General features: G+C 74.4%; 22 protein-coding genes. 10 read left to right on the top strand and 12 right to left on the bottom strand.

Annotated elements, in window-relative coordinates; genetic code table 11:
* Positions 1 to 57: 57 nt before the first annotated feature.
* Both GA0070611_RS14530 and GA0070611_RS14525 read right to left on the bottom strand, forming a co-directional pair.
* A complete protein-coding gene (locus tag GA0070611_RS14530; protein WP_091664317.1) occupies positions 58 to 1,608 on the bottom strand; it encodes a metallophosphoesterase family protein in 1,551 nt (516 codons plus the stop codon).
* 128 nt (positions 1,609 to 1,736) lie between these two features.
* Positions 1,737 to 2,612 (bottom strand): S66 peptidase family protein, encoded by an 876-nt coding sequence (locus GA0070611_RS14525; protein WP_407940437.1) that lies wholly within the window; start codon positions 2,610 to 2,612, stop codon positions 1,737 to 1,739.
* A 131-nt stretch (positions 2,613 to 2,743) separates the two neighbouring features.
* On the opposite strand from GA0070611_RS14525, the gene GA0070611_RS14520 reads away from it, so the two are divergent.
* Complete coding sequence (locus GA0070611_RS14520; protein ID WP_091664310.1) at positions 2,744 to 3,511, top strand: type 1 glutamine amidotransferase; 768 nt, start codon at positions 2,744 to 2,746, stop codon at positions 3,509 to 3,511.
* A 1-nt stretch (position 3,512) separates the two neighbouring features.
* A complete protein-coding gene (locus tag GA0070611_RS14515) occupies positions 3,513 to 6,608 on the top strand; it encodes a bifunctional [glutamine synthetase] adenylyltransferase/[glutamine synthetase]-adenylyl-L-tyrosine phosphorylase (RefSeq protein WP_091664307.1) in 3,096 nt (1,031 codons plus the stop codon).
* A gap of 266 nt (positions 6,609 to 6,874) precedes the next feature.
* Here the strand turns inward: GA0070611_RS14515 and GA0070611_RS14510 are convergent, their stop codons facing one another.
* Positions 6,875 to 8,527: a hypothetical protein gene (locus GA0070611_RS14510; RefSeq protein WP_091672928.1), complete on the bottom strand. Its 1,653-nt coding sequence runs from the start codon at positions 8,525 to 8,527 to the stop codon at positions 6,875 to 6,877.
* On the opposite strand from GA0070611_RS14510, the gene mptB (GA0070611_RS14505) reads away from it, so the two are divergent.
* From mptB (GA0070611_RS14505) to GA0070611_RS14490, 4 genes are all read left to right on the top strand, one after another.
* Entirely contained in the window at positions 8,426 to 9,988 is a 1,563-nt protein-coding gene (gene mptB, locus GA0070611_RS14505; RefSeq protein WP_167604501.1) for a polyprenol phosphomannose-dependent alpha 1,6 mannosyltransferase MptB, read from the top strand. The genes GA0070611_RS14510 and mptB (GA0070611_RS14505) overlap by 102 nt on opposite strands.
* Positions 9,989 to 10,022: 34 nt before the next feature.
* Positions 10,023 to 11,510: a polyprenol phosphomannose-dependent alpha 1,6 mannosyltransferase MptB gene (gene mptB / locus GA0070611_RS14500; RefSeq protein WP_091664300.1), complete on the top strand. Its 1,488-nt coding sequence runs from the start codon at positions 10,023 to 10,025 to the stop codon at positions 11,508 to 11,510.
* 77 nt (positions 11,511 to 11,587) lie between these two features.
* Positions 11,588 to 11,926, top strand: coding sequence for an ArsR/SmtB family transcription factor (locus GA0070611_RS14495; protein WP_091664296.1), 339 nt, complete (start codon positions 11,588 to 11,590; stop codon positions 11,924 to 11,926).
* Positions 11,927 to 11,942: 16 nt separating this feature from the next.
* On the top strand, positions 11,943 to 12,395 hold the full coding sequence (locus tag GA0070611_RS14490) for an SRPBCC family protein (protein WP_091664292.1): 453 nt from the start codon (positions 11,943 to 11,945) through the stop codon (positions 12,393 to 12,395).
* Between the two features lie 45 nt (positions 12,396 to 12,440).
* On the opposite strand, the gene GA0070611_RS14485 is transcribed toward GA0070611_RS14490, so the two are convergent.
* Positions 12,441 to 13,388: a hypothetical protein gene (locus GA0070611_RS14485; protein WP_091664288.1), complete on the bottom strand. Its 948-nt coding sequence runs from the start codon at positions 13,386 to 13,388 to the stop codon at positions 12,441 to 12,443.
* Positions 13,385 to 13,753: a PadR family transcriptional regulator gene (locus tag GA0070611_RS14480; protein ID WP_091664285.1), complete on the bottom strand. Its 369-nt coding sequence runs from the start codon at positions 13,751 to 13,753 to the stop codon at positions 13,385 to 13,387. Before GA0070611_RS14480 ends, GA0070611_RS14485 begins: the two co-directional genes overlap by 4 nt.
* A gap of 137 nt (positions 13,754 to 13,890) precedes the next feature.
* On the opposite strand from GA0070611_RS14480, the gene GA0070611_RS14475 reads away from it, so the two are divergent.
* Positions 13,891 to 14,454 (top strand): dihydrofolate reductase family protein, encoded by a 564-nt coding sequence (locus GA0070611_RS14475; RefSeq protein ID WP_091664282.1) that lies wholly within the window; start codon positions 13,891 to 13,893, stop codon positions 14,452 to 14,454.
* 93 nt (positions 14,455 to 14,547) lie between these two features.
* Here GA0070611_RS14475 and glnA read toward each other — a convergent pair whose 3' ends face one another.
* Positions 14,548 to 15,972 carry a type I glutamate--ammonia ligase gene (gene glnA, locus GA0070611_RS14470; protein ID WP_091664279.1) on the bottom strand — a complete coding sequence of 475 codons (1,425 nt, stop codon included), beginning with the start codon at positions 15,970 to 15,972 and terminating at the stop codon, positions 14,548 to 14,550.
* Positions 15,973 to 16,276: 304 nt separating this feature from the next.
* On the opposite strand from glnA, the gene GA0070611_RS14465 reads away from it, so the two are divergent.
* Complete coding sequence (locus GA0070611_RS14465; RefSeq protein ID WP_407940424.1) at positions 16,277 to 16,675, top strand: RDD family protein; 399 nt, start codon at positions 16,277 to 16,279, stop codon at positions 16,673 to 16,675.
* A gap of 6 nt (positions 16,676 to 16,681) precedes the next feature.
* Here the strand turns inward: GA0070611_RS14465 and GA0070611_RS14460 are convergent, their stop codons facing one another.
* On the bottom strand, positions 16,682 to 17,314 hold the full coding sequence (locus GA0070611_RS14460) for a TetR/AcrR family transcriptional regulator (protein ID WP_091664277.1): 633 nt from the start codon (positions 17,312 to 17,314) through the stop codon (positions 16,682 to 16,684).
* 165 nt (positions 17,315 to 17,479) lie between these two features.
* On the opposite strand from GA0070611_RS14460, the gene GA0070611_RS14455 reads away from it, so the two are divergent.
* Complete coding sequence (locus GA0070611_RS14455) at positions 17,480 to 18,274, top strand: alpha/beta fold hydrolase (RefSeq protein WP_231921449.1); 795 nt, start codon at positions 17,480 to 17,482, stop codon at positions 18,272 to 18,274.
* 67 nt (positions 18,275 to 18,341) lie between these two features.
* Here GA0070611_RS14455 and GA0070611_RS14450 read toward each other — a convergent pair whose 3' ends face one another.
* The 5 genes from GA0070611_RS14450 to lipA form a co-directional block, all read right to left on the bottom strand.
* Positions 18,342 to 19,028 carry a DUF4191 domain-containing protein gene (locus GA0070611_RS14450; protein ID WP_091664271.1) on the bottom strand — a complete coding sequence of 229 codons (687 nt, stop codon included), beginning with the start codon at positions 19,026 to 19,028 and terminating at the stop codon, positions 18,342 to 18,344.
* 56 nt (positions 19,029 to 19,084) lie between these two features.
* Positions 19,085 to 20,464, bottom strand: a complete 1,380-nt coding sequence (gene tnpB, locus GA0070611_RS14445; RefSeq protein WP_091664268.1) for an IS607 family element RNA-guided endonuclease TnpB — start codon at positions 20,462 to 20,464, stop codon at positions 19,085 to 19,087.
* On the bottom strand, positions 20,461 to 21,039 hold the full coding sequence (locus tag GA0070611_RS14440; RefSeq protein WP_091672924.1) for an IS607 family transposase: 579 nt from the start codon (positions 21,037 to 21,039) through the stop codon (positions 20,461 to 20,463). The genes tnpB and GA0070611_RS14440 overlap by 4 nt, the downstream gene beginning before the upstream one ends.
* 112 nt (positions 21,040 to 21,151) lie before the next feature.
* Positions 21,152 to 22,855, bottom strand: a complete 1,704-nt coding sequence (locus GA0070611_RS14435; protein WP_091664265.1) for a hypothetical protein — start codon at positions 22,853 to 22,855, stop codon at positions 21,152 to 21,154.
* A 60-nt stretch (positions 22,856 to 22,915) separates the two neighbouring features.
* Complete coding sequence (lipA, locus tag GA0070611_RS14430; RefSeq protein WP_167604431.1) at positions 22,916 to 23,962, bottom strand: lipoyl synthase; 1,047 nt, start codon at positions 23,960 to 23,962, stop codon at positions 22,916 to 22,918.
* A 391-nt stretch (positions 23,963 to 24,353) separates the two neighbouring features.
* Between lipA and aspS the strand changes: the two genes are divergently transcribed.
* Positions 24,354 to 25,640 carry an aspartate--tRNA(Asn) ligase gene (gene aspS, locus GA0070611_RS14425; protein ID WP_091664262.1) on the top strand — a complete coding sequence of 429 codons (1,287 nt, stop codon included), beginning with the start codon at positions 24,354 to 24,356 and terminating at the stop codon, positions 25,638 to 25,640.
* The last annotated feature ends 17 nt before the right edge of the window (positions 25,641 to 25,657 follow it).

Genomic DNA, 25,657 nt, shown 5'->3' with positions numbered 1-25,657 from the left:
ACGGTCCTGCCGGCGGGAACTCCGCCCACCGGCCGGACCGTGGGAGCCGCGCAGCCGTCAGACGCAGGCGGGGAACTCGGTGCCCACGAGGGTGCAGTCGGTACCCGTCACCGGGGTGCCGAACTGGTTGAGGAACTGGAGGTTCCACGTCGTCCCGATGTCCCGCAGGGCCGCGTAGCCGAAGGCCTGCACGGTGATCAGGTGTCCCAGCGGTACGCCGTCCACCGGCTTGCCGATCAGGTCGGCGTCCCGCCAGGTCTTCGGGTCGAGCGCGGTGCCCGAGTCGCCGACGGTGACCTGCGGCGGACGGCGCGGTGCGGTGCTGCGGTCGAAGTCGAGCATCTGGTAGAGGTGCACGTGGCCCGACAGGATCAGCCTGATGCCGGCGTCGAGCGTCTGGAGGGTGGTCCCGGCCACCGCCTTTTCGAGGTCCCCGTCGATGTACTCCGGGTTGCCGAACGGGCTCTGCCCGACCACGGCCCAGATCGGGGTGTGGCTGAGCAGGAAGTTGTCGCCCGGCCCGACGAGGCTGGTGTTCACCCGCTCGAACTCGGCCGTGTAGGTGGGCACCCGCTGGCTCGTCGCACACGTCGCGACGGGCTGGTCGTCACCGGCGCAGGAGGTGTCCATGAGCAGCAGGCGCAGCGTGCCGGCGTCGATGCGGACCGGCGGGCTGTAGTCCTCCGGGGGCGTGGCGGCACACGCGTTCGGGTTCGGCGTGGGCGCCAGGTAGCGGAACCAGACCTCGCCGGAGCGGCCGCAGGTCTCGTGGTTGCCCCGGACGAACACGAACGGGGCCCGCGCCAGCAACGCCTGCGCCGGCTCGAAGAAGTCGGTGACCAGGCAGCCCCAGGTGTGCGGGCTCGTGCTGGTACCCGGTCCGCCGCACAGCGGCGCGGGCTGCTGCTCCGGGCGGGTCCGGTAGATGTAGTCGCCGGTGTGCACGACCAGGTTCGGCGGCACCGGGCTGGTGGCGGCGTTGGTGGCGACGCGCTGCAACGGCCAGTTGTCCGGCTGTCCGGTGCAGATCTGGGCCGGGCCGACGGCGGGGATCCGACACCCGGTGTCGCCGATCTCGGCGATGCTGGCCGGCCGTACGACGCTCGCCCCCGGTTGGGTCCAGTTCGGCAGCGGAACGACCCCGTTGACGTCGGGGCGTACCGGGGCCGGGCTGGTCCGCACGTCGATCTGCGCCGCCGTGGCGGCCGGCGGAACCAGCCGGGTGCAAACGGTGGCCGTGCTGGGGAACAGGCCGACCGTGCTCTCCAGCACCATCCGGCGGCGGACCGACTGCGTCCCGGTGGTGATCGTCAGGAACGGGCAGTCGGTCGCGGGGGTGGCGAACCTGACCTGGGTGCCCTCCGGGGTGAGCTGGGTCCACGCCCACGCGTCCCGGGGCGGCGGTACCGCGCCGGGTGGCGCGGGCGGTGGCGGCGCGGGCGTCGGGGGTGGTGGTGCCGGGTGGTGGCCGCCGTCGTCGCTGCTCCACCAGCCGCGTCCGCCGCCGTCGTCCGCGCCGGCGACCGGCATGCGCAGGGCGGAGGCCAGCGCGACGGCCGCCGCCAGGGCGGACACGATCGCGAGTCGCAGCCTGTTCCGACGCTTCATCTGGCCCTCCACGGTGCGACGACCCCGCCGACCTGCGGCGGTATGCCCGATAAGGGCATGTCACTGACCGTATCGACAGATTCTCGCGTTCTGGAGGCTTTTGTGAGTATTTGTCGGTGTGTCGCTCGTCAGCGGACCGCGGCCGACACGGTCAGGGTGCCGGCGTCCGCGTCGAGGACGGCGGGGGTGCCGACCGGCACCGTGAGCTGGCCGACGCCGTGGCCGACCGGGAGCCCGCCGAGGACCGGCACGCCCAGGTCGCCGAGGCGCTCGGTGAGCACGTCCACCACGGTGGTGTCCCAACCGTCGGCGCACTCGGTGAACTGCCCCACCGCCACCCCGGCGATCCCGTCCAACGCGCCGCAGCGCCGCAGGTGGGTGAGCATCCGGTCGACCTTGTACGGCGGCTCCTGCACCTCCTCGACCAGCAGCACCGCCCCGGTCAGGTCCGGCATGTCCGGCGTGCCGACGGAGGCGGTGATCAGGCACAGGTTGCCGCCGAGCAGCCGGCCCTCGGCCCGGCCGGGCACCCGCACCGGGTACGTCTCCTCGTCGCGTACCGCCTCGACGGTCACCGGCGCGGTGGTCATCAGCGCCGTGTGCAGCGACTCCGCCGAGCGCAGCGGGGTCCGCTCGTCCAGCCAGGCCGCCCCCGGGCCGTGCACGCTCGCCAGCCGGGCGCCCCGCCAGAGCGCGAACTGCAAGGCGGTGATGTCGGAGAAGCCGGCCACCACCTTCGGGTCCCGGCGGACCGCCGCCATGTCGATCAGGTCGACCACCCGCTGCGCGCCGTAACCGCCCCGGGTGCAGATCACCCCGCGCACCGTCGGGTCGGCGAACGCGGTGTCCAGGTCCGCCGCCCGCAGCTCGTCCCCGCCGGCCAGGTAACCCTGCCGGGCGTACGCGTTCGGGGCCAGCACGGGGCGCAGCCCCCAGCCGGTCAGCAGCTCGATGCCGCGCGCCACCCGCTCCGGCCGGGTCGGGCCGGAGGGCGACACCAGCATCACTGTGTCGCCGGGACGCAGGACCGGGGGCTGTACGCAGTCGTCGGTGAGCACCTGCCGCAGCCTAGTGGGCGCCGCGCCGTGCGGAGCCGGACCGGGTGCCGTCGGGCGTACCCGATAGCCTCGACGTCGTGGCGACCGCGCTGGTGATCGAGAACGACCCGACCGACGACCTCCGCCGACTGGGGGAGTGGCTGACCGAGGGCGGTGTCGAGCTGCGGGTGCTGCGCCCGCACGCCGGCGACGCCCTCCCGGCCGACCTCGACGGGTACGCCGCGCTGGTGGTGCTCGGCGGCGAGCAGCAGGCGTACCCGCTGACCGACGGCAGTCCCGGCGCGCCCTGGTTCCCCGCGCTGGAGGGGCTGCTGCGCAAGGCCGTCCGGCAGCGGGTGCCCACCCTGGCGATCTGCCTCGGCGCCCAACTGCTCGCCGTCGCCCACGCCGGCGAGGTGGAGCGCAGCCCGTCCGGGCCGGAGGTCGGGCCGACCGTGGTCGGCAAGCGGGACGCCGCCGACACCGACCCGCTCTTCCGGTACGTGCCGCTGATGCCGGACGTGCTCCAGTGGCACTCCGACGAGATCACCGAACTGCCGCACGGGGCCACCCTGCTGGCCGCCGCCACCCGCCACCCGCACCAGGCGTTCCGCCTCGGCGACCGGGCCTGGGGTCTGCAGTTCCACATCGAGTGCGACACCGCGATGATCGCCGACTGGGCGCGCGACTCGACGCTCCTGGCCGAGCTGGGCTACGACCCGGAGCTGGTGGTGGCCGCCTGCGACCGGGCGATGGCCGACCTCGAGGAGGTGTGGCAGCCGTTCGCGATCCGGTTCGCCGCCCTCGCCCTCGGCGAGCTGGACGACGACACGCCCCGCCGTAGCCTGCCGCTGCTCGGGCACTGACGTGACCCGACCGACCAGGGGACGCCTCGCCCGGTACGGGTTCGCCACCGGCGACGGTGGTCGCGCCGGCGAGCTGGCCGGCCCGGACGGGCTGGGACTGTGGCGGCCGGAGGCCCAGGAGCCGACCGACGAGCGGGCCGCCGAGCTGCTGACCGCGCTCTCCCGCGCCGCCGACCCGGACCTGGCGCTGCGGCAGCTGCACCGGCTCGTCGAGGCGGAACGCCGTGCCACGGGTCCGGGCGCCGCGGGCCCGGGTGCGGCCGTATCCGGTGCCGCGCCGACCGGCCCGCCCGCCGCGCCGAACCGCCCGGCGACCCCGCCGACCGCGTTGCTGGACGCGCTGCACGACGATCCGGGGCTGCGCCGCCGCCTGGTGGCGGTGCTGGGCGCGTCCTCGGCACTCGGTGACCATCTGGTGGCCAACCCCGACCAGTGGCGGGTGCTGGCCACCGCCCCGGACGGGCTCGCGCCGCGCGCCGACGGCCGGCTCGACCTGGCCGCCGCCGCCCGGATGACGGCGGCCACCGGCCCGGTCCCGGTGCTGCGGCAGGCGTACCGGCTGGCGCTGCTGCGGATCGCGGCGGCCGACCTGACCGGCGGGCGCGGGCTGGAGCAGACCATGGCGGCGCTCTCCGGGCTGGCCGACGCCACCCTGGCCGCCGCGTACGACCTCGCCGTGGCGGAGCTGCCGGCGGGGACCGCCCCGCCCCGGCTGGCGGTGGTGGCGATGGGCAAGTGCGGGGGCGACGAGCTCAACTACGTCTCCGACGTGGACGTCATCTTCGTCGCCGACACCGACGACGACCTGGCCGCGGCGACGCTGGTGGCCACCCGGCTGATCCACGTCTGCGGGCTGGTCGCCTGGCCGGTGGACGCCGCGCTGCGCCCCGAGGGCAGCCGGGGACCGCTGGTGCGTACCCTGGCCAGCCACCTCGCCTACTACCGGCGCTGGGCCCGCACCTGGGAGTTCCAGGCCCTGTTGAAGGCCCGCCCGGCCGCCGGGGACCTCGACCTCGCCCGGGAGTGGATCACCGAGCTGGCCCCGCTGGTGTGGACCGCCGCCGAGCGGCCGGAGGCGGTCGAGGACGTCCGTGCCATGCGCCGGAAGATCATCGACCACATCCCGCCCAAGGAGCTGGAACGCGAGATCAAGCGCGGCCCGGGCGGGCTGCGCGACATCGAGTTCGCCGTGCAGCTGCTCCAGCTCGTGCACGGCCGGGCCGACGAGTCGCTGCGGGTACCGGGCACCATCCCGGCGCTGCGTGCCCTGGTCACCGGCGGTTACGTCGGCCGGGCCGACGGCGAGGCGCTGCTGCGCGGCTACCGCTTCCTGCGCGCCGTCGAGCACCGGCTCCAGCTCCAGGGCCTGCGCCGCACCCACACCGTGCCGACCGACCCGGCGGCGCTGCGCTGGCTGGCCGCCGCGCTGGACTACACCGCCACCCCCGGTCGCAGCGCCGTCGAGGAGTTCCGCGCCGAGTGGGTCACCCACGCCACCGAGGTACGCCGGCTGCACGCCAAGCTGCTCTACCGGCCGCTGCTGGAGTCGGTGGCCCGGGTGCCCGCCGAGGGGCTGCGGCTCACCCCGGAGGCGGCCCGGCACCGGCTGGAGATCCTCGGCTTCGCCGACCCCGCCGGGGCGCTGCGGCACCTCCAGGCCCTCACCGGCGGCGTGAGCCGGACCGCCGCGATCCAGCGCACCCTGCTGCCGGTGCTGCTCAGCGAGTTCGCCGACGCGCCCGAGCCGGACCGGGGGCTGCTCAACTACCGGCAGGTCTCCGACAAGCTCGGCAGCACCCCGTGGTATCTGCGGCTGCTGCGCGACGAGGGGCCGGTGGCCCGCCGGCTGGCCCGGGTGCTCTCCTCCTCCCGGTACGCGGCCGACCTGCTCGCCCGGGAGCCGGAGGCGCTGCGCCTGCTCGCCGAGGAGTCCGAGCTGAGCCCGCGTCCGCGCGAGGTGCTCCACGAGGGCTTCGCCGCCGCGGCGGCCCGGCACGACGACCCGGTCGAGGCGACCCGGGCGGTCCGCGCCCTGCGCCGCCGCGAGCTGGTCCGGCTGGCCTGCGCCGACGTGCTGAGCCGGGCCGGCGCGCTCACCCCGCGTACCCCGCGCGCCGCCGGCCGGACGCCCACCCTGGCGGACGTCAGCGCGGTGGGCACCGCCCTCGCCGACGTCACCGACGCCACCCTGGCCGCCGCGCTGCGGACCGCCCGGGCCGCCCAGCCGGCCCCGGCCGGGCTGCGGTTCGCGGTGATCGGGATGGGCCGGCTCGGCGGCTACGAGTCGAACTACCTCTCCGACGCCGACGTGCTCTTCGTGTACGACCCGCCGCCCGGGGTCTCCGAGGCCACCGCGAGCGCCGCCGCGCACGCCATCGCCGAGGAGCTGCGCCGGCTGCTCTCCGCGCCGGCCCCCGATCCGCCGCTCGGCGTCGACGCCGACCTGCGCCCGGAGGGCCGACAGGGCCCGCTGGTCCGCAGTCTCGCCGCGTACGCCCAGTACTACGCCCGCTGGTCGAAGGTCTGGGAGGCGCAGGCGCTGCTGCGGGCCCGGTTCGTCTGCGGCGACGCGGACCTGGGCGCCGAGTTCGAGGCGATGGCGGACCCGGTCCGCCACCCGGCCGACGGGCTGACCCGCGAACAGGTGGTGGAGATCCGCCGGATCAAGGCGCGGGTGGAGACCGAGCGGCTGCCCCGGGGCGCCGACCCGGCCACCCACACCAAACTCGGTCGGGGCGCGCTCGCCGACGTCGAGTGGGCGGTGCAGCTGCTCCAGCTGCGGCATGCCGGCCGGCTGCCCGAGCTGCGCGGCACGCGTACCCTCGACGCCCTCGCGGCGGCCCGGGACGCCGGCCTGGTCGACCCGGAGGACGCGGCCGAGATGGCCGCCGGCTGGACACTGACCGCCCAGGCCCGCAACGCGCTGATGCTGGTCCGGGGGCGGGCCGGCGACCAGCTGCCCCGGCACGGGGTGGAGCTGGCCGGGGTGGTGCGGCTGCTCGGCCACGACGACCCGGGCGAGTTCCTCGACGAGTACCTGCGCACCGGACGCCGCTCCCGCGCGGCCATGGAGCGGGTCCTCGACGCCCCCGCCTGACCACTCCGCCACCACCCTGCCCTGCCTTGCCCCTGTCCGGCGCGGCGCGGCCCGGCCCGGCGCGGTGTCACGGCGGCGTTCGGACGGTGGCCGGGAGCGCTTGTCGGCCGCTGCAGAGTTGACGTCACCAATGAATCGCGCTGGCTGCACCGGCCGGCGACCGATTCGTTCACGTCATCACGTTTGTCGCGTGCGTGAGGTAGTAGGTCAGCCGTGGCCGACCGGCCGAGGTGGGCGATTGCTGGCGGCACGCGCTCGCGGCGGTGTCAGCCACCCAGGGTGTAGGTGCCGGCGCGCGGCACGGTCACCATCGTCCAGTCGCCGTCCGGGGCGAGCGTCGCGCCGCCGCTGACCGTCAGCCAGCGGTCGTGCCGGACCCGGACCGGCACACGGCCGGGGCCGGCAGCGCGGAAGGTGACCGTGGCGGCGTCCTGCCGGAGCAGCTCGCCGGGCGCGCCGACCAGCGGGGTCGGGTCGGTGACCGCGTAGAGCCGCCAGTGCGGGTCCGACCAGACCTCGGTCAGGTACGGCAGGCCGCCGGTGACCAGCTCCGCCTCGGGGCGGCCCACCCAGGACAGCTCCGCGTCGGGCACCGCCACGTACTGCACGGCGTGGTCGGCCAGCCAGGCGCGGTAGCTGTCGGCGGTCAGCGGCACGCCGGTGCCGGTCGCGCCGGGGACCGTGGTGAAGAAGAGCGGGTTGCGGGCGATGTCGGCCTGCCGCAGCCAGCCACGGGCCAGCGGCACCTCACCGAGCCGGGCCGCCTCCCAGTAGTTGCGGGTCGGCGGCACCTCCACCCGCCCGGTCAGCCCGCGCCGGGTCAGCTCGGCGCGCAGCGGCGCGAAGTACGCCGGATCGGCCGTCGGGTCGTCCGCGCTGCCCAGGTCGGCCGCGACCACCGGCGGCTGCCACCAGGCGACCGCCGCCAGCAGCGCGACCAGCCCGACCGCCCCGGGCAGCGCTCGGGCGGCCGGGCCCCGCCGTGCTCCGGCTGCCCGGTCGGGCGTCGACCCGCTCGTCCGGTGCGGCGGGGGCGCGAGGCGGGCCGGGAGGCGGCGGGTCAGCCGCTCCGGCAGCCGCGCCGCGGCGGCCAGCACCGGCAGGGCGAACATCACCACCAGCCGGGTGGCGTTCAACCCGACCGGGGTGTGCAGCAGGGCGGCGGCCAGCACCCCGGCCGCCGACAGCAGCGCCCCCACCCGCACCGGGCGGTACCCGACCAGCGCGGCGGCCAGCAGGCTGGTCACCACCGCGTGCAGGGTGTCGGTGCCGCTGATGTTCATCCAGCCGCCCTCGCCGAAGAGCAGCCCGGTCACCGCGATCGGCACGGCGGCGGGCACGGCCAGCAGCAGGCCGTCGGCGTACCGGCGGGTGAGCAGCAGTGCGACGCCGGCCAGGCCGACGAAGAGGCCGGCCACCGGGCTGGCCGCCGAGGCGAACAGGGCCGCCGGCACGGCGAGGCCGCCACGCCACCACCGGGAGCGGACGGCACCGGCCGGCAGGGTGAGCGCGAGCAGCGCGGCCAGCCCGAAGGCCACCCCGAGGGCGTACGTCACCCGGCCGGAGACCAGGTTGCCGGCGATGGTGAGCACCCCGACCAGGCCGCCGAGCAGCGGCCGGGGCACCCGGGTGCGCACCAGCAGCGCCGCGAGGGCGGTGGCCGAGGCGAGCAGCGCGAGCGCGCCGGTGAGGCGTACCCCGAGCAGTGCCATCAGCGGCGGGGAGAGCAGGCTGTAGCCCCACGGGTGGACCCCGCCGTACCAGCGCAGGTCGACCGGCGCGGCGCCGTGCGCGGCGAAGAAGCCGGCGCGGGCCACCTGGGCGGACAGGTCCGATCCGGTCGCCGGGAGGGTGAGCTGGAGCACCCCGAGCAGCAGCGCCGACGCGGCGCACAGCGCCACCACGCGACCGCCCCGCATGCCCACCTCCCGATCGCGACCAACCGTACTGGCAGCATGTCCGGCGTGCCTCACCACCTCTCGCGCTGGATCGGCCTGGCGGGCTCGGTGCTGCTCGCCGTGGCCGCCTTCCTCGGCGGCGCGTTGCCGCACGGCGACCTGCGCCCCACCCCGGTCAGCATCTGGCAGGGGCCGCACGGCCCATTGATCATCGCCACCTGGCTGGTCGGCACGGCGCTGCTGGCCTGGGCCTGGTGGTCGCTGCGCGACCAGGTGCCGGACACCCGCTGGGTGCTCGTCACGATCGCGCTCTGGCTGCTGCCGATGCTGGTCACACCGCCGCTCGGCAGCCGGGACGCGTACGCCTACGCCTGCCAGGGCGCCAGCTACGCGGGCGGGATCAACCCGTACGAGCAGGGCGTGTCGGCGTTGCCCTGCCCGTGGCTGGACACCATCTCCTACATCTGGCGGGACACCCCGGCCCCGTACGGGCCGCTCTTCGTGGTGCTCTCCGGCGCGGTGGTGACGGCCGCCGGGTCGCTGGCCGGCAGCGTGGCGCTGTTCCGGCTGCTCGCGGTGGCCGGCGTGGCGCTGACCGCGTGGACCCTGCCGGTGCTGGCCCGCCGCTGCGGGGTGCCCCCGCAGCGGGCCCTGTGGCTGGCGCTGGCCTGCCCGCTGGTGCCCGTGCACCTGATCTCCGGGGCGCACAACGACGCGATGATGGTGGGCCTGCTCGTCGCCGGGCTGGCGGTGGTGGCGAGCCGGCCCGGCCGGCCCCTGCCGCTGCTCGCCGGCGGGCTCCTGCTGGGGCTGGCCGGCGCGATCAAGGTCACCGCGCTGGTGGTGCTGCCGTTCGCGGCCCTCGCCGCGATCGTCGGGCCGTACCGGATCCGCACCCTGCTGCGCGACGGCGGCTGGGTGGTCGGCGCGGCGGTCGCCACGGTGGTCGGGGTGACCCTCGCCGCGGGGCTCGACTTCGGCTTCATCAGCGGCCTGGAACAGGGTGGCCTGGTGGTCGCCTGGACCTCGCCGCCCACCGCGGTCGGGCAGACCGTCGGCTACCTCGCGGCGATCTTCGGCGCGCACGTCGACGCGCTGCCGGTGACCCGGGCGATCGGCATGGTGGTGCTCCTCGCGCTGCTGGTCTGGCTCTGGTTCCGGGCGTTCCGCCGCCGGGACCCGTTCTGGCACGCCGGTCTGGCGCTCGCCGCGACGGTCGCGCTCTCCCCGCTCTTCCATCCCTGGTACTGGACCTGGCCGCTGGTGGTGCTCGCCGCGACCGCCCGGCGTACCGGCTGGTTCTCGCTGGTCGCGCTGGTCTCGTCGTTCCTGGTGCTGGCGGACGGCACCGGCCTGCCCCGGTGGACCAAGATGCCCGGGGCGCCGTTGATGACGCTGTTGGTGATCGTGGTGACGGTCCGGTTGGTACGGTCGGCTCGGGCGGCCCGCCGGCCGGTCCCCGCCGACCGGGGAGCCGACTGAGCGTCGGCCGAGGAGCCGACCGAGGAGAGCGCCGGTGAGCGAGCCTGACGGGCCGGTCCGGCCCGTCGCCCCCGCCGTGGCCCGGTACGCCGGCCTGGCCGGGGCGGTGCTGCTGACCGTCGCCGGCTGGCTGGGTGGCGCGCTGCCCGGCTCCCCGCCGACCGGCCGGCTGGTCGACATCTGGCGCGCCCCGGCCGGGCCGGCCGTCCTCGGCTGCTGGCTGCTCGGCACGCTGCTGCTGGTCGGCGCGTGGTGGGCGCTGCGCTGGGGCGCCCCGTCGACCCGGTGGGCGTACCTGACCGCGGGCGCGTGGTCGCTGCCGCTGCTCCTCGCGCCGCCGATGGGCAGCCGGGACGTCTACTCGTACGCCTGCCAGGGCTGGTCGTGGACGCACGGTGTGGATCCGTACCGGATCGGGGTGGCCGCCGCGGGGTGCCCGTGGACCGACTCGGTGGCACCGATCTGGCGGGACACCCCGGCCCCGTACGGGCCGTTCTTCGTGTTGCTGGCCGGCCTCGCGGTGCTGCTCGGCGGTGGCCTGGCCGGCACGGTCGTGCTGCTGCGGGCGCTGGCGGTGGCCGGGCTGCTGCTGACCGCGCTCTGCCTGCCCGGCCTGGCCCGGGCGGCCGGGGTGCCGACCCGACGGGCGGCCTGGCTGGTGCTGGCCACCCCGCTGGTCGGGGTGCACCTGGTGGCCGGGGCGCACAACGACGCGGTGGCGCTCGGCCTGGTGCTGTTCGGGCTGCTGGTGCTGGTCCGCCGGCCCGGCAGGCCCCGGGCGCTGCTGGTCGCCGGTGCGCTGCTGGGGCTGGCGGTGGCGGTCAAGGCGCTCGCCGTGGTGGTGCTGCCGTTCGCCGCGCTCGCCGCGGTGCTGGGCCGCTACACCTGGCGCGCGCTGCTGCGGGACGGGGGCGTGCTGGCCGGGGGAGTGCTGGGCACGCTGCTGGTCGTCTCGCTCGCCACCGGGCTCGGCCTGGGCTGGGCGGGCGGCCTGGCGCGCAGCGGCGACTCCGAGCAGTGGACCTCCGCGCCGACCGCGGTGGGTTTCGTGGTCGACTACGCGGCCCGGCTGGCCGGTCGGCCGTCGCACGCCGTGCCGGTGGTGCGGCTGCTGGCCCTGGTGCTGCTGGTGGTCCTGCTGGTCGCGCTCTGGTGGTGGGCCTGGACCGCGTTGCGCCGGCTCAACGAGGTGCGGCAGCGGGTGGCCCGGCTGTCCGTCGCCCGCCCCCGGGTGGCGCTGGTCGGGGCGGGTCTGGCGCTGGCCGCCACCGTCGTGCTGGCCCCGGTGTTCCACCCCTGGTACGCGATCTGGCCGCTGGCCCTGCTCGCCCTGGTGACCCGCGCGCCGGCGCGGACGGTCTGGTTCGTCGCGCCCGCCGCGGTGGCCGCGCTGCTGGTGCTGCCCGACGGCCTGAACCTGGCCCGGTTGACGAAGGCGCCGGGCGCGGTGCTGATGACCCTGCTGGTGGTCGTGCTGCCGATCCTCGCGGTCCGGGCCCGGCGGGCCCGACGCGCGGACTGAATCCGCTGGAGTCGTTGACAACACCCCTCGCCAGCTCTACATTTAACGAGTCAGCTAATTAACGAGGTGGTTAAGCAGTGGCAACCGACCGACTCAGCGTGATCTTCGCGGCGCTGGCCGACCCGACCCGCCGGGCGATCCTCGCCCGACTGGCCGAGGGGGACGCCACCGTCACGGAGCTCGCCGAGCCGTTCGAGATCAGCCTCCCGGCGATCTCCCGGCACCTGAAGGTGCTGGAGCAGGCCGGCCTGATCACCCGCGCCCGCAGCGCCCAGTGGCGCTCCAGCAGCCTCAACCCCGAGCCGCTGCGCGAGGCGACCGCCTGGATGGAGCGCTACCGGCGGTTCTGGGACGCCAACCTCGACCGGCTCGACGCCCACCTCAGACGGATCCAGACCGAACGCACCGAGAAGTGAGAGAGAGGACCGCATCATGAGCGAGACCACGGCCACCCAGGAACTCGTCGTCACCCGCGTCTTCGACGCGCCGCGCGAGCTGGTCTACCGCGCCTTCGTCGACCCCGACCAGCTCGCCGCGTGGTTCGGCCCGGTCGGCTTCTCGGTGCCCCGCGACTCGGTGAGCATCGACGCCCGGGTCGGCGGCCACCAGCGCTTCACCATGGTCAGTGACACCGACCCGGAGATGACCTCGCCGGTCGACGCCACCTTCACCGAGCTGGTGGAGAACGAGCTGCTCGTCGGCGAGCAGCAGGTCGACTTCGGGGCCGGCCCGGTCGTCTTCCGGCTCCGCGTCGAGTTCCACGACGAGGCGGGCGGCACCCGGCTGGTGCTGCGCCAGGGCCCGTACGGGCCGGAGATGCAGGAAGGCGCCCGGGAGGGCTGGAACAGCTCCTTCACCAAGCTGGACGCGCTGCTCGCCCGCTGACCCTCCGGTCGTCCCGCCCGGGGCCGCCGGGCGGGACGACGGAGGTCAGCGAGCCGGCTCGTGGGCGGACCGGTCGGCCCGCGCCCGACGGCGGACGGCGAGCGCGGCGGCGAGGGCCGCCGGCCCGAGCAGGCCGACCAGCACGGTGACGCCGATGAGGGAGGGGACCGTGTCGGCGCCCACCCCGAACGCGATCCGGGACAACGAGAGCAGGCCGACCGGGGTGAGCAGCAGGAGCAGGGCCCAGCCGCCCCGGCCGTCCCGGCGGGCGGCCAGCCCGGCGCCGATGGCCAGGGCGACGGTGAGCAGGGTCGCGCCCGCGATCGGTGGCAGCTCGCGGATCGGGCCGTGGTATGCCCACCAGCCCGGCGTCCGGAGCAGCTCCGCGGCCAGCAGCGCGCCGGCTGCCGTCGCCACCGCTACGGCGACCCGGGCCGACCGGGGCAGGCGGTGCGGCAGGCCCAGCGCCAGCAGCCCCAGTGTGAGCTGGGGCAGCAGCACCAGCAGGGGTGGCCGGGGCAGGCCGGCCAGTGCCCGGACCGGCACGACGGCGACGGTGAGGACCAGGGCGACCGCGACGGCGGTCCGGACCGTCCGGCCGGTGGTGGTCAGGGCCAGGGCGGCGGCCAGTAGCCAGGCTCCCCAGGCGAGCGCTCCCGTGCTGTGGACCGGGCCGAAACCCGGCGCGGCCAGGTCTTCGGGAAGTCGGTGCAGCTCCGCCACCGACCAGCCGGCGGCGAGGGCGCTCGTGGCGACGAGGGCCAGGACGGCGGCGAGCCGTACGCCGGTGGTCAGGTCGGCTGCTCCGGCGGCCCGTAGCCGCTGGCGGAGGCCGCCGAGCACGAGGTCCGCGACGTCCCCGGGCGACGGGCGGCGCTGGCCCGGCCGGGCGAGATCCAGGTACGTCCCGACGATCTCGGCGCCGCGGGCCCGCCGGTACTCCGCCGGGTAGGCCCGCAGCAGTCGGTGGTAGCGACGTTCCAGCTCCGTCATGCCAGCCCTCCGGCCAGGCCGTCGACCGTTCCGGTGCCGCGCACCCGGTGCCGCAGCCGGGCGGTGGCCGCGGCCACGTTCTGGCGCAGTCGCTCCGTCTCGGCGGTGAGGGTCGCGTCGCCGTCCCGCGTGAGGCGGTAGTGGCGGCGCAGCCGGCCGTCCACCACCTCCTCGCGGTCGACCTCGACCAGGCCGGCGTCGACCAGGCGGTCCAGCGCGCCGTAGAGGGTTCCGGGGCGCAGCGACACGCGCCCGCCCGACATGGCCGCCACCTCGGAGATGATCCGGTAGCCGTGCATCGGCTCGCCGGCGAGCGCGGTGAGGATCAGGAAGGTGGGTTCTCGCAGCGGTGTAGGTGTATCCATCGCCGTAATATATCGGACGCGAAGGTATGTGGATGACCCCCGGGAATTTTTCTCTGCGCCCGGCGTCGGATCCGGGTCCGGTCGTTCGTAGAAGAGGTGGGGGCGGCGATGCCCCACGTGCTCCGGGAGGAAACGGCATGGCGAAGCTGATCTACGTGACCAATGTGTCCCTCGACGGCTACATCGAGGACGACAGCGGGGCCTTCGCCTGGCTCCCGCTCGACGAGGAGGTGTTCGCGTTCACCACCGGCCTGGTGCGGTCCGTGGGCACCTTCCTCTACGGGCGGCGGCTGTACGAGTCGATGGCCGTCTGGGAGACCGACCCCGCGCTGGCCGCGCAGTCCGGTTCGATGGCGGGCTTCGCCGACGCCTGGCAGGCGGCGGAGAAGGTCGTCTACTCGACGACCCTGACCGAGGTGTCGACGGCCGCCACCCGCCTGGAGCGCCGGTTCGACCCCGCCGCCGTACGCGAGCTGAAGGCCGCGGCCGACCGGGACCTCACCATCGGGGGCGCCGACCTGGCGGCGCAGGCCATCCGCGCCGGCCTGGTCGACGAGTGCCACCTGCTGGTCTGGCCCGTCGCCGTCGGCGGCGGCAAGCCGGGGCTGCCCACCGGCGTACGCACCGATCTCACGCTCCTCGACGAGCGCCGGTTCGGAAACGGCGTCCTGCACCTGCGGTACGGCGTTCGCGGCCACTGACCGCACCGACCGCTCACCCGACGGCGCGCGGACGACACGAAACGGCGGTCACGCCCGGCTGTGTGCCGGGCGTGACCGCCGTGTCGATCTACCTCAGCAGTCGAAGTACATCGCGAACTCGTGCGGGGTCGGGCGCAGGCGCACCGGGTCGACCTCGTTGGCCCGCTTCCAGCCGATCCAGGTGGAGATCAGGTCCGGGGTGAAGACCCCGCCGTCGAGCAGGTAGTCGTGGTCGGCCTCGAGCGCGTCGAGCACCGCCGGCAGCGAGCCCGGCACCTGCTTGACGTCGCCCCACTCCTCCGGCGGGAGGTCGTACAGGTCCTTGTCGATCGGCGCCGGCGGCTCGATCTTGTTCTTGATGCCGTCCAGGCCGGCCATCATCATCGCGGAGAAGGCGAGGTACGGGTTGCTGGACGGGTCCGGCACCCGGAACTCGACCCGCTTGGCCTTCGGGTTGCTGCCGGTGACCGGGATGCGGGTGCAGGCGGAGCGGTTGCGCTGCGAGTAGACCAGGTTGACCGGCGCCTCGAAGCCCGGCACCAGCCGGCGGTACGAGTTGACCGTCGGGTTGGTGAAGGCCAGCAGCGACGGGGCGTGGTGCAGCAGGCCGCCGATGTACCAGCGGGCGGTGTCGGACAGGCCGGCGTAGCCGGTCTCGTCGTAGAAGAGCGGCTCACCGTTCAGCCAGAGGCTCTGGTGGGTGTGCATGCCGGAGCCGTTGTCACCGAAGAGCGGCTTCGGCATGAAGGTCGCGGTCTTGCCGGCGGCCCAGGCCTCGTTCTTGATCAGGTACTTGAAGAGCTGGAGCTGGTCGGCGGAGTGCAGCAGGGTGGAGAACTTGTAGTTGATCTCCGACTGCCCGGCGGTGCCGACCTCGTGGTGCGAGCGCTCGACGGTGAAGCCGGCGTCGACCAGGCGGCGGACCATGCCGTCGCGCAGGTCGGCGTAGTGGTCCACCGGGGGCACCGGGAAGTAGCCGCCCTTGTACGCGGTCTTGTAACCGCGGTTGCCGCCCTCCTCGACCCGGCCCGTGTTCCAGGCGCCCTCGATCGAGTCGATGTAGTAGTACGACTGGTGGGCGGAGGTCTCGTGGCGGATCGAGTCGAAGATGTAGAACTCCGCCTCGGCGCCGAAGTACGCGGTGTCGGCGATGCCGCTCGCGGCCAGGTAGGCCTCGGCCTTCTTGGCCACGTTGCGCGGGTCCCGGGAGTACGCCTCACGGGTGAACGGGTCGTGGACGAAGAAGTTCAGCGCGAGGGTCTTCTGCGTGCGGAACGGGTCGATGAACGCGGTCGCCACGTCGGGGAGCAGGAGCATGTCCGACTCGTGGATCGACTGGAAGCCGCGGATCGACGAGCCGTCGAAGGCGAGGCCGTCGCTGAAGACGCTGTCGTCGAAGGACTCGACCGGCAGATTGAAGTGCTGCATCACGCCGGGCAGGTCACAGAAACGTACGTCGACGAACTTCACGTCCTCGTTCTTGAGGTAACGCAGCAGTTCCTCGGGATTGGCGAACACACGTCCTCCTGGCAGGTCCACTTCGCGGGTGGCTGGCTCCTGGCGACGGTATGGCGGTGCGGTTGCCCGGCCGTGTCTCCTCTGTTTCCGCCGTGTTACGTCCCTCGCGCAGCGTCATCCCGGCCGCTCAGTCGCCCTCCGGTCTCCGTTGGCACGATACCCGCTGTGGCGATGTGCCGCTGATTGATGGCTTTGGCCCTATTTCTCGCTCTGTGCTCGACCGGCGCATCCGGGCAGTGACCGACACCCCTGGTGGTCGCGCTGCCGGCGGTCCCCGGGCCGGCCCTGACTACCCTTGACCGCTGTGACCGATACCGCCGCCGTACCGGTGCCGCCCGCCGCGGACCCGGCCTTCACGCCGCCGACCCTGGGCCGCCGATTCGGCGCGCTCGTCATCGACTGGGTGCTCTGCCTGCTGGTCGCCAACATCTTCGCCGACCCGGTCCGGGACGGCTGGTCACCGGTCCTGGTGCTGATTCTGGAGTACGGCTTCTTCCTCGGCCTGTTCGCCCAGACCCCCGGCATGTACATCACCCGGATCCGCTGCCTCTCCTGGGCCGACGGCGGCCGGATCGGGCTGATCCGGGCGCTGCTGCGCGGCGTCCTGCTCGCCCTGGTGGTGCCCGCCCTGATCATGGACGGTCACCGGCGCGGCCTGCACGACCGCCTCACCGGCGCGGTCATCGCCGCCGCCCCCCGCTGAGCCGGCTCACCGACCGGTCCGGTCGAGCTCGGCCAGGCCGGCCGCGACCACCGTGCGGGTGGTCCGGGTCAGGCTGGCGATCGCCTCGTCCGGGCGCAGGCCGACCAGATCGGTCAGGGTGAAGAACGCCTCCGCGCTCACCACGGCGGCCAGGTCCTGCTTGAGTTGCCGCAACCGGGCCCGCGTCGCGTCGTCCGGCGCCGGCAGCACCGGATCGAGGGCCGTGTCGATCAGGCCGAACCGGAAGCCGGGCCGGGCCGCGGCGCCGCCGGGCCGGACGATGGTGGCGGCGATGACGGCGCGGACCGAGCCCTGGAAGGCGTGCACCCGGCGGAGCAGGAACTCGCACGCGAAGGCGGCCCGCTCGACCGGGTCGGCGCAGTCCGCGACCGGCGACAGCGCCTCCTCGGGGGTGGGCCACAGGCCGGCCAGCGACTCGTTGGCCAGCGTCACCAGGTCCGGGAAGTGCCGGTAGGCGGTCGCCTCGGACACCCCGGCGCCGGCGGCGACGGCCGGCATGGTCACCAGTTCGCCGGAGCGGATCAGGTCGCGGCAGGCCGCCACCAGCGCCTCCCGGGTCCGCCGCTTCTGCTCGGCCCGGCCGACCCGCTCGGCGTCACCACGCGGTGGTTGCGCCATGCCTGCTCCGTTCCTCGGGGGACCACGCCGCCCGGACGGCGGTTCCGGATTTTCGTGAGAGCGTACTCGCATGAATGGCGGAAAGGGGCTATGTTCGTGAGAGTCCACTCTCGCGAATGGCGGTCGTCGCTCCTCGGCGGCCCACCCCAGCCCCCAGGAGTCCCCGTGACCATCCACCTCGTACCGCAGGCCGGAACAGACCCGATCGCGGTGCACGTCGACGAGTACGGCACCGGGGACGCCCCGTTCCTGCTGCTGCACGGCGGTGCCGGGCCGCAGTCGATGACCGGGTTCGCCGCGCTGCTCGCCGAGCGCCACCCGGCCCGGGTCCTCGTGCCGACCCACCCCGGCTTCGGCGGCACCGCCCGCCCCGAACCGCTCACCACCGTGGCCGACCTGGCCCGGCTCTACGCGGACCTGCTGGAAGAGGCCGACCTGCACGACGTCACGGTCGTCGGCAGCTCACTCGGCGGGTGGGTCGCCGCCGAACTGGCCCTGCTCTCCTCGCCCCGGGTCGGCCGGCTGGTCCTGCTCGACGCCGTCGGGATCGAGGTCCTGGGTCACCCCGTGGCCGACTTCTTCGCGCTCACCATGGACGAGGTCTTCCAGCTCTCGTACCACGATCCGGCGCCGTTCCGGTTCGACCCGGCCACGCTGCCGCCCGCCGCGCAGGCCATGGCCGCCGGCAACCGGGCCGCGCTCGGCGTCTACGGCGGCCGGTCGATGGCCGATCCCACCCTCGCCGGCCGCCTCGCCGGCATCGGAGTCCCGACGCTGGTGCTCTGGGGCGACAGCGACCGGATCGCCGACGTCGACTACGGGCGTGCCTACGCCGGGGCCGTCCCGGCCGCCCGGTTCCGGGTGCTCCCCGACACCGGGCACCTACCCCAGCTGGAGACCCCGGAGCAGACGGTGCACGCCCTGCTGGCGGACGTCACCGCGCCGACCACGGCCGGCTGAGCGGGCCGGAGACGCCGGGAGCCGGGCCCGCGCTGGCGGACCCGGCTCCCGGTGTACGGCGAAGAGGTCAGCGACCCCGCGACTGGCGGAACGCGCGCGGCGGCCGCATGTTCTTCGGGATCGCGCCCTTGGGCATCTGCGGGCGGGCGGTGAGCGCCTTGAGCCGCTTGTCCAGGGCGTTGACGTCCTTCGGGGCGAGGGTACGGGGCAGCCGCATCAGGGTCATCCGCAGCTTGCGGATCGGCAGCTCGCCCTCGCCCTGACCGATCACGTAGTCGTGCAGCGGGGCGGAGCCGATCACCTTCGCCAGCCGGCGCTTCTCCTGCCCGAGCAGGCCGCGGACCCGCTGTGGGTTCCCCTCGGCCAGCAGGATCACGCCGGGCCGGCCGATGACCAGGTGCACCATGTCCATCTGCGTGGTCGAGCTGACCGCCGGGGTGACCCGCCAGTCGCCGCGCATGCTCTCCATGATCTGCGCGGCGGCGCCCGGCTGACCCTCGGCGGCGTTCATCATCGCCTTGTTGGACCGCAGGTTGAGCACGATCAGCACCGCGAGCAGGGTGAGCAGGATGCCGATCGGCAGCCAGATCCAGCCCCAGAGGAGCACCGCGACCACGGTGAGCGCGAGCGGAATCAGCACCGCCGCCGCCGTCAGCGGGGCGAACCACCGGTCCTGCTTCGCGGTGAACCGGAACACCATCCCGATCTGCTTCAGCCGCTGGCCGAACGAGACCTTCTCCTGGGGCTTTGCCATGTCGCAGAGTCTAGTGGTCGCCCCGCGACCCGTTGATCCGTGGCCGCCGTTACCTCTCAGCGCGCTTTAGTGAGCACGCGTTTGGTAGTCCTACCTTGCGGTGGGACGGTCCCGGTCTGACCGACTAGCGTCGTGCCGGGTTGACGTTTCGCAGCCACCAGCCCCGCGGGCGGGGTCTTACGGTCGGCTCCACGTCCCGCCACCGGGCCACTCCCGGCGGTGTCGAACTCAGCCGCGAGAGCGGCCAGGTTACGGGCGGCGTTGGCATCCCGATCGAGGATCAAGCCGCATGTCTGGCAGTGGTAGGTGCGCTCGGACAGGGGCAGCTTGGTTTTCGCGGCACCGCAGCCCGAGCACGTTTTGCTTGACGGATACCAGCGATCGGCCAACAGCAGCCGGCCGCCGTTCCAGTTGGTCTTGTACGCCAGTTGTCGGCGGATCTCCGCGAAACCAGCGTCGGCGATGTGCCGGGCCAGCTTGCGGTTGGCGAGCATTCCGGTGACGTTGAGGTTTTCCGCCACGACGCTGCCGTACTCGGCAGCCAGCCGTGAGGTGAGCTTATGCAGGCCGTCGCGGCGCAGGTTCGCCACCCGGGCATGCGCGCGGCCGAGCCGGGTCGCTGCCCGTTCCCACCGCTTCGAAGCACGGCGGCCGGTACGCCGGTCCGGTCCAGTCTTACGCGACAGCGCCCGGCCCAGCGAGCGCATCCGCTGCTGCGCGGCGACCAGGTGACGCGGGTTGTCGACCATCTCGCCGGTCGACAGCACGGCGAGGTACTTGATACCGACGTCCACACCGACCATCAACTGCGGTCGGGCTGGGGTGCGGTCGGCGCGCTCGACTTCGACGGTGAATGACACATGCCACCGTCCGCCGTCACACCGCACGGTTGCGGACATGATCCGGGCGGTGCCGTTGTCCACACGCCGGGCCAGCTTACGGGCCGACTCGTGCGGCTTCAGCCGGCCCAGCCGCGGCAGCACCACATGTTTGCGGTCGGGCTCGACGCGGATCGCCCCGGTGGTGAAACGCACGCTGGGCGTGCTCCGACGGCGGGACTTGAACCGCGGGAAGCCGACCGGGCGGCCCGCCCGGGTGCCCTTGCGGAAGTCGGCCCAGTTCTTCAGCCCGCGAGCGAGAGCGTCCAGGCCGGTGTTGAATGCTTCCTTGGACACCTCGGTCCACCACGGCGCAGCCTCGGGTTTGGCCTGGTTCCAGGCCTTACGCAGCCCGGCCAGAGACCAGGACTGCGGTGGCGTCAACAACTCGTCCGGTACGCCGTAGGAACGCTCGGCGCACCGTTGGTCCATGACGGCTTTGACTTTGGCGAGCGCCCAGTTATGGGCGACGCGGGCTGCCCCGGTGTGCGTGAGGATGACGCGTTCCTGGCGGCGGTTGAGGTCGAGGGCGAACCGGTACGCCTGGATCGTCTTCACGCCGGAGGATCGGTGGCCGCTTCGATCGCGCGGCGGGCACGGTTCGCGGCAGCGCGACGGCCGTAGAGGCGGGCGCACAGCGACGTCAGGAGCTCGGTGACATCGCGCACGAGATCGTCATCGACCTCGGCCGGGTCCACGACCAATAGGCGGCGGCCTTGCGCGGCCAGCGCGGCCTCGACGTACTCGGCGCCGAACCGGGCGAACCGGTCGCGGTGTTCGACCACGATCGTGGCCACGGCCGGGTCGCGTAGCAGCGCGAGGAATTTCTTACGGTGCCCGTTGAGCGCCGAGCCAACCTCGGTCACCACCCGGTCCACGCCGAGCTGCTGCCCGGTGGCCCACACGGTCACCCGGGCGACCTGCCGGTCCAAGTCGGCCTCCTGATCGGCCGACGACACCCGCGCGTACACCACCGTCTGCCCGGCCTCGGCCGACGTGCCGGTCAGTGGTTCGCCGACCATGATCAGACGGCCGATCCGGTAAGTGGGAACGGGCAGCGTCCCAGCCGCGTACTGCCGCCGAGCGGTGATGTACGCGACGCCGGTCGACGCCGCCCACTCCTTGAGATTCACGCGCACACTATAGCTGTCTTAAGAACGCTAAAGATGCTCGACACGTCAACAGCTAACTATCCCTTCCCGACGGAGCCGGCCCCGGCCGCGCCGGCCGGCGTCGCGCGTCCGCTCAGCGGCGGGGCAGGTAGATCCGCCAGCCGGGGACCTCGACCAGGTCGAGCGCGCCCGGCTCCGGGCCGAGCCGGGAGTCGAGCCGGGCGGCCAGCGGGGACCCGGCCGGCGCGACCCAGGCCGCGGTCGGGTCGGCCGCCACCGCGCGCCGGTACCGCGGCAACCGGTCGAAGCCCGGACGCTGCTCGTCGTCGACGACCGCACAGACCACCTGCTCGCCGGTGGCATAGGTGAGCCGGTTGCAGGTCCAGTAGCCGGCCCGCACGTGCCGGACGCCCCGCGTGCGCAGCTCGTCGACGAGCGCCCGGTGCCGGTCGGCCTCGGCGTGCGTCGCCGGCACGGTCCGGACCGCGCCGGCGGTGGCGGCGCCCGCCGTGGCGAACATCCCGGCCAGCAGCCCGACCGCCACGAGCCCGGCCACCCGCGCCCACCGCCCGCCCGCCCGGTCCCCGCGCCCGGCCGGGACGGCCCGCCGCGCGGCCCGCCACAGCGGCCAGAGCAGCGCGGGCGTCGCGACCGCCAGGCAGGACAGGTAGCGGGAGCTCTCCACCGGAGTGCTGCCCGCGGCGCGGCTCACCGTGTACGCGGCCAGCACCCCCACCGACCCCGCCAGCAGCGCCAGCCGGACCGCCGCCGACACCCACCGGTCGGCCGGCTCCGGGCCGCCCACCGCGCCGTCGTCGGCCCGGACACCGCCCGGTCCCGGAGAGGTGCCGTCCGGCGCGAGCGCGGGCGGGGAGAGCCGGCCGCGCAGGGTGCGCCAGGCGGTGGCCACGGCGAGGACGAGCAGGACCGGGTAGGCGACCGCCCACCAGAGCTGCCAGTCCGCGCAGCGGCCGGGGTCGCAGAAGCCCGTCCCGAGCGGTGGCCCGAGCACCAGCCCGCCGTGCAGCCGCTCACCCCAGCCCACCGGCACCGTGCCGCCGCCGGCCGCGAGCACCGCGGCGAGCGGGTCGCGGCCGTGCCGCAGGCTGTCCCACAGCATCGGCGCCGCCCCGAGCAGCAGCGTGCCGGCCGCCACGAGGCCGGCCCGCCCGGCCAGTTCCCGCCGCCGCGCGACCACCAGCACCGCGCCGGTGCCCAGCACGTACGGCAGGATCAGCGGGTCCACCCAGAGCATCAGCCCGGAGACCGTCCCCCAGGCCGCCCAACGGGGCAGCCGGCGAGCCGGCCCGGCGGCGCACAGTCCCACGGTGAGCAGGGCCAGTGCCGCCCCGGCCGGGTTCAGCTCGGGATAGCCGCCCCCGGCGATCAGCTGGTTCTTCACCACCCGGTCCGAGCCGAGCGCCAACAGCGCGACGACCAGCAGGGCGAACCAGGGATCACCGCCGAGGCGCCGGGCGAGCCGCCAGGACAGGGCGAGGAAGAGCGCGTACAACGCCAGCGTCGGCACCCGCAGCGCGAGCGTCGACGGCCCGGTGAGCGCGAGCAGCGGCGCGGCCAGGTACGCCTCCAGCGTGCCCATGTACGCCTGGCCGTAGAACCAGACCGGGAAGTCCGCGCCCCGGGCGATGTGCAGGGCGGCCAACCCCATCGTCGCCTCGTCGCTGTTGGTGGGCGGGGCGTCGGCGAGCAGCAGCGCCAACCGGTGGCCCACCCCGGCCAGCCCGACGAGCAGGGCCAGCAGCACGGGCAGCCGGGGACGCCGGGGCGTACGCGGGCGGACGGCCTCGCGTGGCTCCTGGCGTACCCCGGCGGTCATGCCTGTGATCATGGCATCCGGCGGGCGGCCGGCGGTGGGTGACGCGGCGGGCGGCCGGCCTCAGCCGGCGGCGACGGCTCCCTCGCGGGCGGCCAGCGCCTGCTGGTAGAGCCGGCCGGCCCGGTACGACGAGCGGACCAACGGGCCGCTCATCACGCCGGCGAAGCCGATCTCCTCGGCCTCCTCGCGCAGCTCGACGAACTCCTCCGGCTTGACCCAACGGGTCACCGGGTGGTGCCGGGGGGAGGGGCGCAGGTACTGCGTGATGGTGATCAGCTCGCAGCCGGCCTCGTGCAGGTCGCGCAGCGCCTGGGAGACCTCGGCCCGCTCCTCGCCCATGCCCAGGATCAGGTTGCTCTTGGTGACCAGGCCGTCGGCCCGGGCCTGCCGGATCACGTCGAGCGAGCGCTCGTAGCGGAAGGCCGGCCGGATCCGCTTGAAGATCCGCGGCACCGTCTCGACGTTGTGCGCGAGCACCTCCGGGCGGGAGCCGAAGACCTCGGCGAGCTGCTCGGGGACCGCGTTGAAGTCGGGGATCAGCAGCTCGACGCCGCAGCCGGACTGGAGGGCGTGGATCTGGCGGACCGTCTCGGCGTAGAGCCAGGCGCCACCGTCGGGCAGGTCGTCGCGGGCGACACCGGTGATGGTGGCGTAGCGCAGGCCCATCGCGGCGACCGACTCGGCCACCCGACGTGGCTCGTCGGCGTCGAACTCGGCCGGCTTGCCGGTGTCGATCTGGCAGAAGTCGCAGCGCCGGGTGCACTGGTCACCACCGATGAGGAAGGTGGCCTCGCGGTCCTCCCAGCACTCGTAGATGTTGGGGCAGCCGGCCTCCTGGCAGACGGTGTGCAGCCCTTCGCGCGAGACCAGCCCGCGCAGCTGGGTGTACTCCGGGCCCATCTTGGCCTTGACCTTGATCCACGGCGGCTTGCGCTCGATCGGCGTCTCGGCGTTGCGCGCCTCGATCCGCAGCATGCGCCGCCCCTCCGGGGCGACCGTCGCGGTGCGCGCTGCCTGCTCAGTCGTCGGCGCGGTCTGCTCGATGGTCACGAAACCGAGCCTACGCCGGTCGGTGGCGGTCGATGAACCGCGGGCGACCGGCGTCACGCCCCGAACGTTGTGACACCGGACACCGAGGGGTGAAAAACGTCGTCACACGAACCGTGGTCGGCGTGTTAGCGTCCCGGCAGAGCTGTGACGGAGCCGAGTAGCGTGCCGACCCGCCAGCGCAGAGAGCCGCCGGTTGCTGAGAGGCGGTCTGGCGCCGGTCCGCGAAGACCCTCCCGAGCTGCGGGAAGAACGGCGCACCGCGCCCAGTAGAGCCCGCCCGGCTGGCCCCGGTGAAAAGGCGACGAACGAGGTCCTCCGCCGAGGCGGAGGGCGAAGGTGTGGTGGCACCGCGAGGTTTCCCGCTCGCCCACACCTCCCTGGGGCCGAGGCGATGCTTCGCCGCCCGAGGGCGGCGAAGGCGTTGCGATCGACCGAGGAGCAACCCGCCATGAAACGCATCCTGTCCTCCCAGCTCAGCCACCATGTCGGCGAATCCGTGCGGATCGCCGGCTGGGTGCACCGCCGCCGGCTGCTCAAGTCGGTGGCCTTCCTGATCGTCCGGGACGCCGCCGGCCTCGGCCAGGTGGTGGTCACCGACCCGCAGGCCCGCGCCGCCGTCGAGGCGCTGCCCGAGGAGACCGTCGTCGAGGTCGTCGGCACGGTGGTCGCGAACCCCACCGCGCCCGCCGGGGTCGAGCTGACCGACCCGACGGTACGACCGCTCGGCCCGCCCGCCGTGCCGCCCCCGTTCGACCTGTACCGGCCGACGCTCACCGCCACCCTGCCCACCCAGCTCGACCACGCGCCGACCGCGCTGCGCCACCCGACCCGCTCGGCGGCGCTGCGGATCTCGGCGGCCGCGGTGGCCGGCTTCCGGGCCGGCCTGGACGCCCGTGGCTTCGTGGAGATCCACACCCCGAAGGTGGTCGCCTCGTCCACCGAGAGCGGGGCGAACGTCTTCGCGCTCGACTGGTTCGGCCGGCCCGCGTACCTGGCCCAGTCGCCGCAGTTCTACAAGCAGCTCATGGTCGGCGTCTTCGAGCGGGTGTACGAGGTGGGGCCGGTGTTCCGGGCCGAACCGCACGACACCGTGCGGCACCTGGCCCAGTACACCTCGCTCGACGTCGAGCTGGGCTTCGTCGCCGACCACCGGGACGTGATGGCGGTGCTGCGCGACACCCTGGCGACCATGCTCGACGCGGTGACCGAGCGGGCCGGCGCCGCGCTGGCCACCCTGGCCGTCGCGCCGCCGCCGGTGCCGGCCGAGATCCCGGCGGTGCACTTCACCGAGGCGCTGAAGATCGCCGGCGCGCCCGCCGACGAGTCGGACCTCGCCCCCGCCCACGAGCGGGCGCTGGGGGAGTGGGCCCGGGCCGAACACGGCTCGGACTTCCTCTTCGTCACCGGGTACCCGATGGCGAAGCGGCCCTTCTACACCCACCCGGACCCGGCCCGGCCGGCCCACTCCAACGGCTTCGACCTGCTGTTCCGGGGCGTCGAGCTGGTCACCGGCGGGCAGCGGCTGCACCGGCACGAGGACTACCTGGCGGCGCTGGCCGCCCGGGGCGAGCCGGTCGAGCCGTACGCCGGCTACCTGGACGCGTTCCGGCACGGCATGCCGCCGCACGGCGGCTTCGCGATCGGCCTGGAACGCTTCGTCGCCCGGCTGACCGGGGCGGCCAACGTCCGGGAGGTCACCGCCTTCCCGCGCGACCTGCACCGACTCACCCCCTGACGGCACGGCGGCGCCGG

Source organism: Micromonospora auratinigra (assembly GCF_900089595.1).
Classification (GTDB): Bacteria; Actinomycetota; Actinomycetes; order Mycobacteriales; family Micromonosporaceae; genus Micromonospora; species Micromonospora auratinigra.
Note: the sequence above shows the minus strand (reverse complement) of the source record. Positions and strands in the feature narration are given on the sequence as shown.

Coding starts and splice junctions, on each gene's coding strand:
- GA0070611_RS14435 (WP_091664265.1), bottom strand. CDS start 22,855: ATGACCGCCGGGGTACGCCAGGAGCCACGCGAGGCCGTCCGCCCGCGT.
- GA0070611_RS14525 (WP_407940437.1), bottom strand. CDS start 2,612: ATGCTGGTGTCGCCCTCCGGCCCGACCCGGCCGGAGCGGGTGGCGCGC.
- GA0070611_RS14490 (WP_091664292.1), top strand. CDS start 11,943: ATGAGCGAGACCACGGCCACCCAGGAACTCGTCGTCACCCGCGTCTTC.
- GA0070611_RS14460 (WP_091664277.1), bottom strand. CDS start 17,314: ATGGCGCAACCACCGCGTGGTGACGCCGAGCGGGTCGGCCGGGCCGAG.
- GA0070611_RS14530 (WP_091664317.1), bottom strand. CDS start 1,608: ATGAAGCGTCGGAACAGGCTGCGACTCGCGATCGTGTCCGCCCTGGCG.
- GA0070611_RS14450 (WP_091664271.1), bottom strand. CDS start 19,028: ATGGCAAAGCCCCAGGAGAAGGTCTCGTTCGGCCAGCGGCTGAAGCAG.
- GA0070611_RS14480 (WP_091664285.1), bottom strand. CDS start 13,753: ATGGATACACCTACACCGCTGCGAGAACCCACCTTCCTGATCCTCACC.
- GA0070611_RS14485 (WP_091664288.1), bottom strand. CDS start 13,388: ATGACGGAGCTGGAACGTCGCTACCACCGACTGCTGCGGGCCTACCCG.
- GA0070611_RS14510 (WP_091672928.1), bottom strand. CDS start 8,527: ATGCGGGGCGGTCGCGTGGTGGCGCTGTGCGCCGCGTCGGCGCTGCTG.
- GA0070611_RS14475 (WP_091664282.1), top strand. CDS start 13,891: ATGGCGAAGCTGATCTACGTGACCAATGTGTCCCTCGACGGCTACATC.
- aspS (WP_091664262.1), top strand. CDS start 24,354: ATGAAACGCATCCTGTCCTCCCAGCTCAGCCACCATGTCGGCGAATCC.